Raw genomic sequence first — 14687 nt, 5'->3', positions numbered from 1 at the left:
AGCCAAAAGACCATAAGGAGGTGTAGAACAGTGGCTAAAACACATTATGAAATTACTTATATCATCAAACCTGATATTGATGATGAAGCAAAGAAGACACTGATCGACCGTTTTGACAATATCTTAAAGGACAATGGTTCTGAAATCATTGACTCTAAAGACTGGCAAAAACGTCGGTTAGCTTATGAAATCAACAACTATAATGAAGGCGTCTATCATATCGTCAACATTAACGCTGATGATACCAAAGCTATCGATGAATTCGATCGTTTGGCTAAGATCGATGACAATATTTTGCGTCATATGATCGTTGTCCGTCCGTGAAGATAAACCTGATGTATGGAAGGAGCAGTTATAAATGATTAATCGAGTCGTCCTTGTTGGCCGATTAACCCGGGATGTTGAACTTCGTTATACCAACAATGGTGCTGCCGTGGCTAGCTTTACAGTTGCCGTGAATCGCCAGTTTACCAATGCCCAGGGTGAGCGTGAAGCTGACTTCATTAACTGCGTTATTTGGCGCAAAGCTGCCGAAAATTTTGCAAACTTCACTAAAAAAGGTTCTTTGGTTGGGATCGATGGCCGCTTACAAACTCGGTCCTATGAAAACCAACAAGGCCAAAGAGTCTACGTGACCGAAGTCGTGGTTGATAACTTCTCACTCTTAGAGTCCAGAACAACAACCCAACAACGTGAAGGTGAAGGGTCCCAAAATAACGGCGGTAATAATTATAATCAAAATAACCAAAACAATAATTATTCGTCTCATAACAACAATAACGCCCCAACATCAAAACCAAACAGTAACAATCCAGGCAATGCCCCTAAGCAGCCAGATATGCAAGATCCGTTTGCAGATAATGGTCAGCAGATCGACATTTCCGATGATGATTTGCCATTTTAATAGAGTATGAGCCTGTTTTAATGGGAAATCACTAAAAACGAAAAGTAAACTTAAAAACGTAAATATAAAAAACTAATAGGAGGACAAATCTATGGCACAACAACGTCGTGGCCGTCGTCGTCGTAAAGTCGACTTCATCGCCGCTAATCATATCGAATACATCGATTATAAAGATACTGATTTATTGAGACGCTTTGTTTCTGAACGTGGTAAAATCTTACCTCGTCGGGTTACTGGGACAAGCGCTAAAAACCAACGTCGTTTGACAATTGCAATCAAACGTTCTCGGATCATGGGTCTTTTACCATTCGTTGTAGAAGATTAAACCTGATTCAAAGCTTCGGCCGCTGAGCCGGAGTTTTTTTTTACGCAAAATTAAACCCCGCATTGGCAGCTGAAAAATAGCGGCTGATGCGGGGGTTGTTGGTAGCCCAGTCTTTAAAGGTGAGGCGTCCTTTCAAGCTAAGAAGAGCTTTTTTGCGGTTCAGATGGATTCTGGATAAAACAAAAAGATCATTTGATTGACGCAATTACGCCAATCCGCTAAATTGGAAAGTAGGAAACTTAATATACGAGGAGACAATTAAATGACAACTTGGCATGACTATAAAAGCGGTATTAAAGCTATCCGTAAAGAAAACATAGCCGTTATTGAGATGTTAGCTGATTTGCAGAGCGAACGCCTGAAGCGTGGTATCAAGCAAAAAGATTTTGCCGAGCAAATTGGGATGAAACCTGCTCAATTAGCGAAAATCGAACGTTTGGACTCAGTACCTACGTTAGGCACGTTAACCCGTTACGCCAAAGGTTTAGGCTTGACCATTAAGCTGTCGAGTCAACCGTGACCCCTCACTAAAGTAAGGGGCTTGAAGTGCTTACTTCAAGTCTGGTTGTCTAGACTCAGTGTCGTTTGGACACTACGTTATCTTGGTGATCACACCTGGAGATGATACCCTAGTTCCCAGCTCTGTGCGGGCGCTGTAAACAGTCCTAAGGTCAATGGGACCGTCAACCCGTGAGAAAACTGCTGCTCGTCAGCGGTTAAGCCTTGATAACATTGTCGAAGGGTAACCTCACGAACTCAAGTCTGATGAACTTGACGCCGTGGTCAGGTCTGCTTTACCTGACGATTAAATCTCATCAAAGGAGGGTATCATGCAAAATCGCGTATTTGTCATCAATCGCCAGGGCGAGCCACTGATGCCCTGTAAACAACAAAAATGTCGTAACCTCTTACAGGCTGGTAGAGCCAAAGTTATCAAGAAAGAACCATTCACTATTCAACTATTGTTTGGCTCAACTGGTTATAAACAACCTGTCTCAATTGGTGTAGATTCTGGACAGCATCATGTCGGCCTGGCTGTTACGTCTCAGGATAAAGTTTTATTCCAAGGTGAGGTCAGTCTGCGTCAAGATGTGAAAAAATTACTGGATACCCGGCGGATTTATCGGCGTGGCCGCCGCAATCGTAACACCAGATACCGGCCGCCCCGTTTCCTGAACCGGGCTAAGCCAGCAGGTTGGTTACCGCCATCGGTGGCCAGTAAAGTTCAACACAATATTACCTGGATTCAGCGAGTCCAAGCAGTCCTGCCTCAAGCAGAACTGCATATCGAAGTGGGCAAGTTTGACATGGCAAAAATGAAACAGCCAGGTATCACCGGCTTAGGCTATCAGCAAGGCGACTTATATGGCTATGAAACGGCTAAGCAATATGTCTTAGACCGAGATAATTATACCTGCCAGATCTGCCACGGCAAAACCAAAGACCCAAAGCTCAAGATCCATCACATTATCTACCGGTCTACTGGTGGCACCAACCAGGTGAGCAATCTGCTCACGGTGTGTGCTACTTGTCATACCCAGGCCAATCACCAGCCCGGGGGCAAGCTCTATGCCCTGCAGGCGAAGAGATTTCAAAGCCATCATTCTCTAAAGGGCGCCACCTTTATGAATATCTTGCGCCGCCGGTTATTCACGGCTTTTCCAGAAGCCAGCTTTCAATATGGGGCCCAGACGACTTTAAACCGAGCCAAGTTAGAGCTGCCAAAAGCCCATTACAATGACGCCGTGACCATCAGCGGCATTCAACGGATCAGCCAACAGCCCACAGCTGTAGTGATGTTTCGCCAGTTCCGCAAAAAGAAACGCTCCCTGCATGAAGCCACAGCCCGTAAAGGCCGTAAAACACCCAATACTACGAGTAAACGCAATGCTAAAAATAAGAAGTTTTCAAAGGGTTTTTATCTCAATGACTATGTGCAATTACCTAACGGACAAAAAGGGAATGTCAGCGGGTTCAGCGGAAAAACACTTTGTTTTGTAAAAGCGGGTGATGGCCATTACTTGGCCATAAGTTCCAAATACAAACATATTAATCTAAGCAAACTTAAAGTAATCCGACATCAAAATAATTGGAACGTCACTGAGATAGAAGTTAAGACTTATCAAATGGCGTGATTTAACTTTCTGCGAAAGTTAGGGCTATCCCTCCCCTGACTGAAGTCAAGGGGATTCCCGCCCATTCTCATTGAACAACCAAGTTATTGAGTCAGGCAAATTTATGAGTTGAGCATTAGTCAGTCCGATTGGGCTGGCTTTTTTTAGTTAAGCAGGGTCCAGTTGAACTTTGGTGATTTCACCACTGCTCAGGGTGGTTAGACCCTGGTCGGTGGCCACTAATAAATGCCCCATGGTGTCTATGTCTTGGGCGACCCCGGTGATAATTTTACCCCGGGTATTGGCTTGGATCTGACGGCCTAACACCGCAGAATAACGCCGATATTCCGGTAGGAAGTCACCGGTTTCGTAAGTGGCATACATTTTCAAGAATTCAGTGATGATATCAGCGGCTAATTTATTCCGGTCTAAGGGCGTTTTGGATAAGGCCCCAGCAATATCTTTGAGATCGGCGGGGAAATCTTGGGTCACCAAATTAAGGCCGATGCCCACAATGAGGTGGCTGATTTGATTGCTTTCTAAATCATTGATGGCTTCCGTCAAGATACCGCCACATTTACGCTGGTGCACCACTAAATCGTTGATCCACTTTAACCGCAACGGCAAGTCTGGCAAAACCTTTTGCAGTGCTTTCACTACAGCCATACCGGTTCCCGTGGTTAACAGGCCGGGAATCACTGACCCGTTCGCCGTTACAGGTAGCAATATGCTCAAGTATAAACCCGTGGTTTTTGGGGAGTAAAAGCTGCGGCCAAGGCGACCATGGCCAGCCGTTTGTTCATCAGCTAAAATCACCACTGGTTTGGTAACGGGCTGTTGACTGAGATATTGTTTGGCGTAATCGTTGGTGGAATTTAAACTAGCGAAGGTCAAAATTTCACAGTCCGCTGAATTGGCCAGGTTTGCTTGAATCACCACACTGTCTAAATGATCAGTCCCCTCGTAACGATAACCCAACTTACCGTGACTATGAATCTGATAGCCTTGATTTTTTAGTTGTTGAATTTGTTTCCAAACCGCCGTGCGACTGATCCCTAAGTCCTGGGCCAATTGTTGACCGGATAAATATTCCTGGGGATGGGCTAGAAATAACTGCTTTAAAGCTTGTTCAGACATAAAATCCGCCTCCATTTAAAAATGTTGAATCTATTTAATCGGTGTCCTGATTGGATTTAGAACTATTTTATATTTTTATGGTTAACCGTTGTTGACTTATTGGTTAACAATAATTATACTACAATTATTCAATGATTTGGTAAAAAAAGTTTGGGAGGCGCACAATGAACACAAGACATCTAACACAAACAGCACTGATGACCGCTATTATTATTCTATTAGGTTTATTTCCACCGATTCCCGTGGGCTTTATTCCCACACCCATTGTCATGCAAAACTTAGGCATTATTTTAGCCGGTATTCTCCTAGGGGGCAAGCGGGGGACCACCGCCGTGGTTATTTTCCTGCTGATGGCTGCCTTAGGACTTCCGGTGTTATCCGGTGGCCGGGGCGGGTACGCCTTATTCCTGGGGCCAACGGGGGGTTACTTACTGGCCTATGCCTTTACCCCAGCTTTGATTGCTTTCTTTTTGAAATATCTCAATCCCGGCCATCAATGGTGGTTAAGTTACATCTGGGTTTGGGTCATTGGCGTGGGCTTTATTGATTTCGTGGGGGCCATTGGTATGGCTGTATTAGGCCATATCGGCTTGACCAATGCTTTGGTGGCCAGTGTGGTCTTCTTACCTGGAGATACCATTAAAGCCGTGGTAGCCGTTTTCTTAGCCCAACAATTACAACGGAATCATCGGTTGGCAGAATTGATGCAATAAGTTTTTAGTTTGTTAATTCATCTGGAGATACCGGTTACAGCACAACGTGAAAGTAGTAAGCGCGTTGTGTTTTTAATTTAGCCGTTAAATTTATACGAATGAATTTTAAAAATCAATATTTATTTGATGAATGCCTTTCCACGTGATAAAATAATGGGGTATATAAAGCTTTAGCCGCAAAGCTAGGTCGGTATTACCCAATATCTTGTTGGAAAGTGGGATTCTTATGACGACAAATAAAGAAAAAATGTTAGCGGGTCAAGATTATCAAATCTTAGATCCAGAACTGGCCGCTGATGAAACGCGGGCTAGACGTTTATGCAAACAATTAAATGATTTAGATGATAATGACAATGCCCAAAAGGACCATGTTATTCGCCAATTATTTGGTACGGTGGGCAAGAATCCTTATCTGCAACCGGATTTCCATTGTGATTTTGGCTATAACATCCATGTGGGTGATAATTTCTTATGTAACTATGATGGGGTGATTTTAGATTCTGCCCCAGTTACGATTGGGAATGATGTTTTATTTGGCCCCCATGTACAGATCTATGCGGCTTATCATCCCTTTAACCCAGAACGCCGGGCGGCCATGATTGGCAAAGCCAAGCCTGTGACCATCGGCAACAACGTTTGGTTAGGTGGCGGTACCGCCGTAGTTCCGGGCGTCACACTAGGGAATAACGTGGTGGTGGGGGCTAATTCAGTGGTCACCAAGTCCTTTGGGGACAATTTGGTCATCGCTGGCAATCCCGCCCGAGTTATTCGCGAACTGGATCCTGAAGAAGTCGATTAAGCTTCAATTTAAAAACCCGATAACGTCAATTTTCCGGCGTTATCGGGTTTTTTATCGTTTTTAGCCTAAAGCCACATCTAAAATCATCATTAATGTAAAGCCGGCCATGACCCCTAAAATCGCCCAATGGGATTGTTCAGCGGTGCGGGCATGGGCTTCGGGGATCAGTTCCTTACAAGCCACATAAATCATGGCCCCCGCCGCAAAGGCTAGGGCGTAAGGTAAGATACTGGTGACACTGGAAACTAAAACAGCCCCCAGAATACCGGCCACCGGTTCAACGATACCACTGGCTTGGCCATACATAAATGCCCGAAACCGGCTCATGCCGCTTTGGCGCAATGGAATCGATACAGCGGCCCCCTCGGGGAAGTTCTGTAAACCGATGCCAATGGCCACGGTGGTGGCGGCTAAAATGATGCCTGCCTGTTGGGCACCGGCGGCATTGGCTGCGGCCCCAAAGGCCACCCCCACGGCTAAACCTTCCGGAATATTATGCAAGGTGATGGAAAAGACTAATAAAATTGTACGGCGAAGTTGATTTTCAGTGCCAAAATTGCTAGATTGCTTACTGCGTTTGAGACAAAGACTAGGAATCAATTTGTCAGCTAGATACAAGAAGACCCCACCTAAGACAAAGCCACTGGCTACCACCATCCAGGCGGTTTTCCCCTGTTTTTCCGCCAGGGCGATGGCTGGGTCTAACAACGACCAAAATGAAGCCGCTATCATTACACCGGCCGCAAAGCCGTACATGATGGCTAAGGCATAGCTGCGAATGGTCTTGAAGAAAAAGACCAGGCCAGCCCCCAAGGCAGTCATGCCCCAAGTGAATAGGGTGGCCAGCAAAGCCATTTGCCAAGGTGCTAAATGTGTCATCAAACTCATATAGTTTTTTAAACCTCGCTTTTGAATAGTTTTTTTTGTCGCTATGGAAAAGGTTGGATAGTTACTATAGTTAATTATAACAATAAATGTTAGGTCTGCCCAATTCTAAAATGTAGGCATGATAAAAGACTTCAAAGATTGGCTGTGATCTCTGAAGTCTTTTAAGTATGGTTATATTAATAGAAGGTCGTATGTGATTTCAGTTACTGAAGCACGCTCACTAAGTTAGATTTTAGCTAAAGCTTGTTGCAAATCGGCAATTAAATCATCGGCATTTTCAATTCCGATTGACAGACGGATCAAGTCCGGTGTAATACCGGTTGCCCGTAATTCAGCTTCGTTTAATTGGGCATGGGTCGTGGAAGCAGGGTGAATGATCAAGGACTTGGCATCACCTACGTTGGCTAACAAGGAGAAGATCTTTAAGTTAGAAATCAACGCTTTACCAGCTGCTTCACCGCCGGTTAAACCGATGGTGAAGATTGCCCCAACACCCTTAGGAAAATCGCGTTTAGCTAAATCATAGTAAGGGCTGTCTTCTAATTCAGGATATTTGATCCAAGCAACTTTTGGCGAAGCCTTTAAGAAATCGATGACTTTACGGGTGTTGGCCACATGGCGTTCCAAACGTAAGGACAAGGTTTCAAGACCTTGTAATAATAAGAAGGAGTTGAAAGGACTAATGGCTGCCCCGGTGTCCCGTAAGCCTTCAGCCCGAACTTTGGTGGTGAAGGCACCACCCTTTAAGTCTGCGAAGACTAAGCCGTTATATTGGGGATCTGGTGTGGTGAATTCAGGGTACTTGCCAGAAGCCCGGTAATCAAATTCACCATTTTCAATGATAATGCCGCCCATGGTCGTCCCGTGGCCGCCGATGAATTTCGTAGCGGATTCCACGACGACATCTGCCCCTAATTCTAAAGGCCGATATAAGTATGGGGTGGCAAAGGTGTTATCCACGATCAGTAAGATCTGGTGTTTATGGGCGATTTCGGCGATTTTCGGCAAATCCACCAAGTTGATATCAGGGTTACCGATACTTTCCACATAAAGAGCTTTGGTGTTGTCGTTGATTTCCGCTTCAAAGTTAGCGGGATCATCTGGGTTGACGAAATGGGTGGTAATGCCGGCTTTTGGTAAAGTGACATTAAATAAGTTATACGTCCCACCATAAAGGGTGCTGGCAGAGACGATTTCGTCGCCTTCAGCAGCGATATTTTGAATAGCAGCGGTGATAGCTGCGGCCCCAGTAGCCAGGGCAACACCACCAGTGCCCCCCTCCAATTCTGCGACGCGTTGTTCTACGACGGCGGTCGTAGGGTTCGTCAAACGGGTGTAAATATTGCCGGGATCTCTTAAAGCAAACCGATCAGCGGCTTGTTCTGGGCTGGTGAAAACATAAGAAGTGGTTTGGTAGATTGGCACTGCCCGGGCGCCGGTTTCATCAACCGTTTGGCCAGCGTGTACTTGTAACGTCTCAAAATTGTAGTTGTTTTTGCTCATGTGAATTATTCTCCTTTAATAAAAAACTTTGTTTTACCCATTCTTGGTACAAATATCGGCTGCAACACCGCCAATGGGCATAGGCGAATTGTGGCGCCGTTAAAGAAATATTTTCAGGGGCCTTAACCGGTTGGTGCTTTTCTAAGTCCCGGTAATACTCAGTGCTTAAGGTATCGGCGTTATACTCGGGATGACCCAATACGTACAGGGTGTTTTGGTTGTTGGCTTTTAAGATAAATGGCCCGGTGGCTTGATTGTCCCCTAAGATAGAAACGGCCGGGCAGTTCAAGACGTCGGTGCGATCTACAGCTGAAAAACGGGATTGGGGAATTTGAAACCATTGGGGTAAAGAAGTACCTAGTAATTGGTTTTCAAAGACGCCGAATATCTTGTCTTCAAGGTTGATTTTTGGTAAGCGAAAATCGGTGTATAACGCCGCTTGGGCGCTCCAACAAGTGAATAGTTGGGTGGTGGTATGGGTTTGGCTCCAGTCGCGGATGGCGTTGAATTCCGACCAGAAATCCACATCGTCAAAATCTAACTTCTCCAAAGGTGCGCCAGTCACTAACAAACCATCGAAATATTGGTCGCTGATATCATCTAAACTGACGTAATTTTCAGCTAGGTCTGCTTGATCCCCATGACGCCAAACGTGACTCTTAGGGTACATGAATGTGAGGGCGATGGGTAAATTTGTTTCTTCAAACAGGCTGATGATTTGGTCTTCAGTGCCTTGTTTGTTAGGCATTAAGTTCAGCACCAAAATTGATGTTCGTTGCTGGCTGGCGGTTGGGTCAGTGTTTGGGCGGCTAAAGCCGTTGGTACAGATAACAGTCATAAAAATCACACCTTCCGATTTTCAAAAGTAAAAAAAAAACGCCCCCATGTCTAAAAAATAGACACGGGGACGATGTGGTCGTGGTACCACCCCAGATTCGTAGTTGAAAACTACCTCTAAGCGCGCAGAAAATAATTCTGTAGGCTAAGGGATTATATCGGATCCTTCCGGAGGGACGGCTTGCACTGTCACTCAAGACTCGGAGCTCATCTTCATTAGGTTTTCACTGCTACCCTCGCACTAACGGTAGTCGCTTGTTCAGTTACTGGTCTAATTACTCTTCTCGTCAACGTCTAAAAGTTAAATTCAGATTAGTTATTGATTAGTATATCTATTTTTAAATGAATGTCAAGCTTTTGTTTTGCCATAATTTTATCATGGGTTGGCGAAGAATCATATCAATGTGAGGGGGATGTATGGTATATTCTGGGTAGAAACACAGGAAATACATAGGTTTGATTGTTTTAAAAGTAGATAGGAGCTGATTGAAAATGATTGAAATCGAACATTTGAAAAAAGTTTATGGTGAGAAAGCGGCCCTGAAAGATTTGAGTTTGACCATTAAATCCGGCGAAATATTTGGCTTTTTGGGCCATAACGGGGCGGGGAAGTCCACCACCATTAAAAGTTTGGTGAGTATTATTGAACCCACCGCCGGCACCATTAAAGTGGATGGCTTGGATCTGGAAACAGACCGCCTGGCCATTAAAGAAAAAATTGGCTATGTGCCCGATAGCCCGGATATGTTTTTACAATTAACGGCGAACGAATATTGGGACCTAATCGCCTCAGCCTACCAATTGACCCCGGAGAGAAAGGCCAAACGCTTAGGGGAATTGGTGGGATTGTTCGACATGCAAAGTGTGGTGGACAATACCTTAGACGGCTTCTCCCATGGGATGCGGCAAAAGACCATCATCATTGGGGCCTTATTGCCCGACCCGGATGTGTGGATCTTGGATGAACCCCTACAAGGTTTAGACCCCCAAGCGGCCTATGATCTAAAGGCCTTGATGAAGGCCCATGCCAAAAAAGGCAAAACCGTGGTCTTCTCCACCCACGTTTTAGACTCCGCCCAACAGTTATGTGATGAACTGGCCATCCTGCGCCAAGGGGAATTGATTTATAACGGTTCGTTGGACGATCTATTGGCCACTGAACCTAATGAATCCCTAGAGACCATTTACCTGAAGATGGCCGGCCGCCAAGCTGATGCCCAGCAGATCAATGCGATTGCAGGTGATGACGATGAATAAAGGGCAACTTTGGACGTTGATTCGTGTCAATATGCTCTACGTCAATCCCCAGGCCACCCAAAAGCAGCGCCAAAAGGATAAAGATTCCAATCAAATCGTCAAATCCCTCTTAATGAATTATGTCCTGACAGGGGTGTTGTTCATTGTGATTTATGGGGGGATGATGCTGGCCATTGATTTCCCCAAATATCCAGGTTTTTTCACCAGCTATGTGACAATTTTTACCATTATGGCCTTAGCCCAAAGTGTCACCACCATCAATAACGTTTTTTACGAAAGTAAAGATCTCAAGGATTATTTACCCCTGCCATTCAGTCAGAGCACCGTTTTCACCGCGAAGTTCACGGCAGTAGCCATCACCGTTTTACCGTTCATTCTACCGTTATTGGCGTTATTCGTGGTGACAGCTATCCGCTCCGGCTATAATATGATTCTCGCTGTGATCATCGGTTTGATTTTATTCCTCCTATTCTTTGTGCTAATTTTCTTAGTCTGCAGTCTGTTTGTTTTTGGCCTGACTCAAACCAAGACCTTTAACCGCCATCGTAAAATGTTCACCTTCTTGATGATTGGCATCACCATGATTGCTATGGTGGTGGGGATCATGTATGTGAATTCCCGGCAAAATGCGATATATGCTGGTAAGAAATTGGTGGATCAAACCGTCATCGGCGTTTTCTTACCGTTACACCAGATTTTAGTTCACCCGTTATCTTACAGTGCCATCGGTGGGATTATTGGGATTTTAGCGTTGATCGTCCTGGGCTTCTTCCTTATTAAAACCCAAATCATTCCCCGGATGTATCGCACCGAATTGAACACCATGGCCGCGCCGGCTAAAAAACATCGGCAAGCTGGCCCCCATGCTTCTCGAAATTTCACCCAACAATTACTGCATTACAATATGGGTCTATTGAAAAACGCCACCTTGATGGGCCAAGTCCTGGTGGCCACTTTACTGATGCCCGGGATCTTTTTATTCAGTTTTGCTATTAACGGCAACTTGAATTTATCCCAGTTGGGACCTAAATATTTGGGGGTGCTGTTTTTGACTGGCATCGTATTATCCCAAATGACCTTGAATCAATCAGCCATTGTGGCCAATATTATTTCTTTAGACGGGGACAACTATAATTTCATTAAGAGCTTACCCATCTCCCAGCGGACGTATTTGGGTTTGAAATTTAAGTTTGCAACGGCGTTACAGGAGGCGTTATTACTAGTTGTCGGCGTGGTTATTGGCTTTGTAGCCCATCTGAATTGGGCTTTGATCCTGGCGTTATTAGCCGGTTTGACTCTGGGCAATTACTTAGGGAGCCTCTTTTACTTCTACCGGGACTATCGCAATTTGGTATTGAATTGGACCAACATCAGCCAATTGTTTAACCGCAGCGGCGGGAACTTTGCAGTGATGTTCTTATTAGCCGGGGAAGTATTCGGTGGGGGGATCATCATTGCCCTTTATGCCATTGCCATGACCTTTAACTTCGCCGTTTTAGCCATTAATGTAATTTTTGTGATTTTACTAGTGGCCGTCACGTTCTTTTTGATTCATCATTATCAGTGGACCTTTTGGGCAAAGTTGAAATAACAGCTGTTATTAAGTTAATGACTACTAAAGCCAAGCCAGGAACCGGATTGCGCTTGTGACTTGCGTTAAATTAAATCCAGCTGTTATGCTAAAACCATCTCATAAAAAGGTGGTGTTTCACGTGAAACAATTGGTCTTTTACAATGATAAAGCTGGGGATGGCCAAGCCGCCCACACGGCGGAGCTGGTGCATGCCCATCTACGGCAACAGGGCTTAGATTATGAAGACATTAATACCGATACGCCTGAGGCGGCTTTAAAACTGCTGAAAGCGAAGCTAGCCAGCGCTGAACGGCTGATCTGCATTGGCGGGGATGGTTCCTTGAATCTAGCCGTAACGGCGTTATTGCAGACTAAGGCGACGCCGCAGTTGGCGATTATTCCCAATGGTACCATCAATAATTTTGCCAAATCATTGGGTATTCCTTTGGATGTTAAACGGGCTATTGCCAATATCAGCACCGGTTCTGTCCAAAACGTGGGCATCGGTTCCTGCAATGATCAAGCGGTGGTCAGCTCCCTGGTCTTTGGTATTTTGGCAGATATCTCCAATAACGTCCGTCAAGATGAAAAGCGCCGTTTTGGGCCGATTATTTATGTATTTAAGGGTTTAAAGGGATTATTCACGGGGCATTCTTATCCAATCCAGTTCAAAAGCCCGCAACATAACGCCGCTTACAAAGTCTGGTCTTGTCTGATCACCACCACCAATTACGTGGGGGGCCGCCAATATTTACAAGCTAACGTGCCTGGTTTTGCGGTGGCAATCTTGCATAATTTTGCCGTCTTAAAAATACCCGCCTATGTTTACTATCTGTTTTCTGGTAAGTTTAGTCGCCTCAAGGGGACCACTGCCTTTGCCACAGAAAAATTAACGTTGTCTGCTTTAAATCAGCAAGCTGTTGAAGTCCGTATCGACGGCGACGCTGGCCCCAAATTACCAGTCCAATTACAGTGGCATCCGGCATTCTTACGGGTGATTACACCGAAACCATAACCAAAAAAAGGCGACCATCATGGTCGTCTTTTATGATACGTTCAATCTACACTTTTCAATGAGAATGGGCGGGAATCCCCTTGACTTCAGTCAGGGGAGGGATAGCCTTAACTTTCGCAGAAAGTTAAATCACGCCATTTCATAAGTCATAGCTTTTATCTCAGTCACGTTCCAATTATTTTGGTGCCGGATCACTTTAAGCTTGCTTAGACTGATGTGTTTATATTTGGAACTTATGGCCAGGTAGTGGCCATCACCCGCCTTCACAAAACACTTTGTTTTGCCACTGAACCCGCTGATATTCCCCTTTTGCCCATCAGGTAATTGCACATAGTCATTGAGGTGAAACCCGCTGACAGCTTTCGTGTTTTTGGCATTCCGTTTGCTGGCTCGGTTGGGTGTTTTACGACCTTTACGGGCAGTGGCTTCATGCAGAGAGCGTTTCTTTTTGCGGAACTGGTGAAACATCACCACAGCTGTGGGCCGTTGCGCGATTTTTTGGATGCCGCTGATAGTTACAGCGTCATTGTAATGCGCTTTTGGTAAGTCTAATTTGGCCCGGTCTAACGTTGTCTGGGCCCCATACTGAAACTTTGCCTCTGGAAAGGCGGTAAACAACCGGCGGCGCAGGATATTCATGAAGGTGGCGCCCTTTAAAGAACGATGACTTTGAAATTTCTTAGCTTGCAAGACAAAAAGCTTGCCCCCGGGCTGATGATTGGCTTGGGTATGACAGCTGGCACAGACTGTGAGTAGGTTGCTCACTTGGTTCGTACCGCCATTTGACCGGTAGATGATGTGATGGATCTTGAGCTTTGGGTCTTTGTTCTTGCCCCGGCAGATCTGGCAGGTATAGTTATCCCGGTCTAAGACATATTGCTTTGTAGTCTCATAACCATATAAGTCGCCTTGCTGATAGCCCAAGCCGGTTATTCCCGGCTGGACCATCTTTGCCATGTCGAACTTGCCCACTTCGATATGCAGTTCTGCTTTAGGCAGGACCGCTTGAATTCGCTGAATCCAGTTGATGTTGTGTTGGACTTTGTTGGCAACCGATGGCGGTAGCCAGCCCGCTGGCTTGGCCCGATTCAAGAAACGGGGCGGCCGATATCTGGTGTTACGATTCCGGCGACCACGCCGATAACTTCGTCGGGTATCCAATAATTTTTTCACATCTTGGCGCAGGCTGACTTCTCCTTGGAATAAAACTTTATCCTGAGAAGTGACAGCCAGACCGATATGATGCTGTCCAGAATCTACACCAATTGAGATAGGTTGTTTATAACCAGTTGAGCCAAAGAGCAATTGGATGGTGAATGGTTCTTTCTTGATAACTTTGGCCCTACCACCCTGTAATAATTTACGACATTTTTGTTGTTTGCAGGGCATCAGTGGCTCGCCCTGACGATTGATGACAAATACGCGATTTTGCATGATGCCCTCCTTCGATGAATAATTCTCTGTCAGGTATAACAGACCTGACCACGGCGTCAAGTTCATCGGACTTGAGTTCGTGAGGTTACCCTTCGACAATGTTATCAAGGCTTAACCAATGACTAGCAGTGATTTTCTCACGGGTTGACGGTCCCATTGACCTTAGGACTGTTTACAGTGCCCGCACA

Annotated in this window: 15 protein-coding genes; 10 read left to right on the top strand and 5 right to left on the bottom strand. The window is 45.3% G+C overall.

Annotated elements, in window-relative coordinates:
- Positions 1-30 precede the first annotated feature (30 nt).
- The 5 genes from rpsF to iscB (FC83_RS05010) all read left to right on the top strand — a co-directional run bounded on the left by rpsF (position 31) and on the right by iscB (FC83_RS05010) (position 3364).
- Positions 31-324 carry a 30S ribosomal protein S6 gene (gene rpsF / locus FC83_RS05030; protein ID WP_035451865.1) on the top strand — a complete coding sequence of 98 codons (294 nt, stop codon included), beginning with the start codon at positions 31-33 and terminating at the stop codon, positions 322-324.
- Between the two features lie 34 nt (positions 325-358).
- Positions 359-904 (top strand): single-stranded DNA-binding protein, encoded by a 546-nt coding sequence (gene ssb / locus FC83_RS05025; RefSeq protein ID WP_035451866.1) that lies wholly within the window; start codon positions 359-361, stop codon positions 902-904.
- 91 nt (positions 905-995) lie between these two features.
- Positions 996-1229 (top strand): 30S ribosomal protein S18, encoded by a 234-nt coding sequence (gene rpsR, locus FC83_RS05020; protein ID WP_035451867.1) that lies wholly within the window; start codon positions 996-998, stop codon positions 1227-1229.
- Positions 1230-1491: 262 nt separating this feature from the next.
- A complete protein-coding gene (locus tag FC83_RS05015; protein ID WP_035451868.1) occupies positions 1492-1749 on the top strand; it encodes a helix-turn-helix domain-containing protein in 258 nt (85 codons plus the stop codon).
- A 310-nt stretch (positions 1750-2059) separates the two neighbouring features.
- Entirely contained in the window at positions 2060-3364 is a 1305-nt protein-coding gene (gene iscB / locus FC83_RS05010; protein WP_035451869.1) for an RNA-guided endonuclease IscB, read from the top strand.
- Between the two features lie 147 nt (positions 3365-3511).
- On the opposite strand, the gene FC83_RS05005 is transcribed toward iscB (FC83_RS05010), so the two are convergent.
- Positions 3512-4480, bottom strand: a complete 969-nt coding sequence (locus tag FC83_RS05005; protein WP_057002467.1) for a biotin--[acetyl-CoA-carboxylase] ligase — start codon at positions 4478-4480, stop codon at positions 3512-3514.
- 164 nt (positions 4481-4644) lie between these two features.
- Here FC83_RS05005 and FC83_RS05000 point away from each other — a divergent pair, with 164 nt between their 5' ends.
- The gene (locus FC83_RS05000; RefSeq protein WP_035451870.1) at positions 4645-5193 is read left to right on the top strand and encodes a biotin transporter BioY; all 549 of its coding nucleotides are present in this window, start codon (positions 4645-4647) and stop codon (positions 5191-5193) included.
- A gap of 226 nt (positions 5194-5419) precedes the next feature.
- Positions 5420-5992, top strand: a complete 573-nt coding sequence (locus FC83_RS04995; protein ID WP_035451871.1) for a sugar O-acetyltransferase — start codon at positions 5420-5422, stop codon at positions 5990-5992.
- A 60-nt stretch (positions 5993-6052) separates the two neighbouring features.
- Here the strand turns inward: FC83_RS04995 and FC83_RS04990 are convergent, their stop codons facing one another.
- The 3 genes from FC83_RS04990 to FC83_RS04980 all read right to left on the bottom strand — a co-directional run bounded on the left by FC83_RS04990 (position 6053) and on the right by FC83_RS04980 (position 9221).
- Positions 6053-6880 carry a ZIP family metal transporter gene (locus FC83_RS04990; RefSeq protein WP_035451872.1) on the bottom strand — a complete coding sequence of 276 codons (828 nt, stop codon included), beginning with the start codon at positions 6878-6880 and terminating at the stop codon, positions 6053-6055.
- 225 nt (positions 6881-7105) lie between these two features.
- The gene (locus tag FC83_RS04985; protein ID WP_035451873.1) at positions 7106-8383 is read right to left on the bottom strand and encodes an O-acetylhomoserine aminocarboxypropyltransferase/cysteine synthase family protein; all 1278 of its coding nucleotides are present in this window, start codon (positions 8381-8383) and stop codon (positions 7106-7108) included.
- Positions 8358-9221 carry a homoserine O-acetyltransferase/O-succinyltransferase family protein gene (locus tag FC83_RS04980; protein WP_052004546.1) on the bottom strand — a complete coding sequence of 288 codons (864 nt, stop codon included), beginning with the start codon at positions 9219-9221 and terminating at the stop codon, positions 8358-8360. Before FC83_RS04980 ends, FC83_RS04985 begins: the two co-directional genes overlap by 26 nt.
- 491 nt (positions 9222-9712) lie before the next feature.
- Between FC83_RS04980 and FC83_RS04975 the strand changes: the two genes are divergently transcribed.
- The 3 genes from FC83_RS04975 (at position 9713) to FC83_RS04965 (ending at position 13065) form a co-directional block, all read left to right on the top strand.
- The gene (locus FC83_RS04975) at positions 9713-10477 is read left to right on the top strand and encodes an ABC transporter ATP-binding protein (RefSeq protein ID WP_057002466.1); all 765 of its coding nucleotides are present in this window, start codon (positions 9713-9715) and stop codon (positions 10475-10477) included.
- Positions 10470-12068, top strand: a complete 1599-nt coding sequence (locus FC83_RS04970) for a hypothetical protein (protein ID WP_057002465.1) — start codon at positions 10470-10472, stop codon at positions 12066-12068. Before FC83_RS04975 ends, FC83_RS04970 begins: the two co-directional genes overlap by 8 nt.
- 121 nt (positions 12069-12189) lie before the next feature.
- Positions 12190-13065 (top strand): diacylglycerol/lipid kinase family protein, encoded by an 876-nt coding sequence (locus FC83_RS04965; RefSeq protein WP_035451874.1) that lies wholly within the window; start codon positions 12190-12192, stop codon positions 13063-13065.
- 129 nt (positions 13066-13194) lie between these two features.
- Here the strand turns inward: FC83_RS04965 and iscB (FC83_RS04960) are convergent, their stop codons facing one another.
- Positions 13195-14499 carry an RNA-guided endonuclease IscB gene (gene iscB, locus FC83_RS04960; RefSeq protein ID WP_035451875.1) on the bottom strand — a complete coding sequence of 435 codons (1305 nt, stop codon included), beginning with the start codon at positions 14497-14499 and terminating at the stop codon, positions 13195-13197.
- Positions 14500-14687: the final 188 nt, after the last annotated feature.

The sequence above is a fragment of the Agrilactobacillus composti DSM 18527 = JCM 14202 genome (assembly GCF_001436375.1).
GTDB lineage: Bacteria > Bacillota > Bacilli > Lactobacillales > Lactobacillaceae > Agrilactobacillus > Agrilactobacillus composti.
The sequence above is the reverse complement of the archived record's forward strand: the minus strand, read 5'-3'. Positions and strand labels throughout refer to the sequence as shown.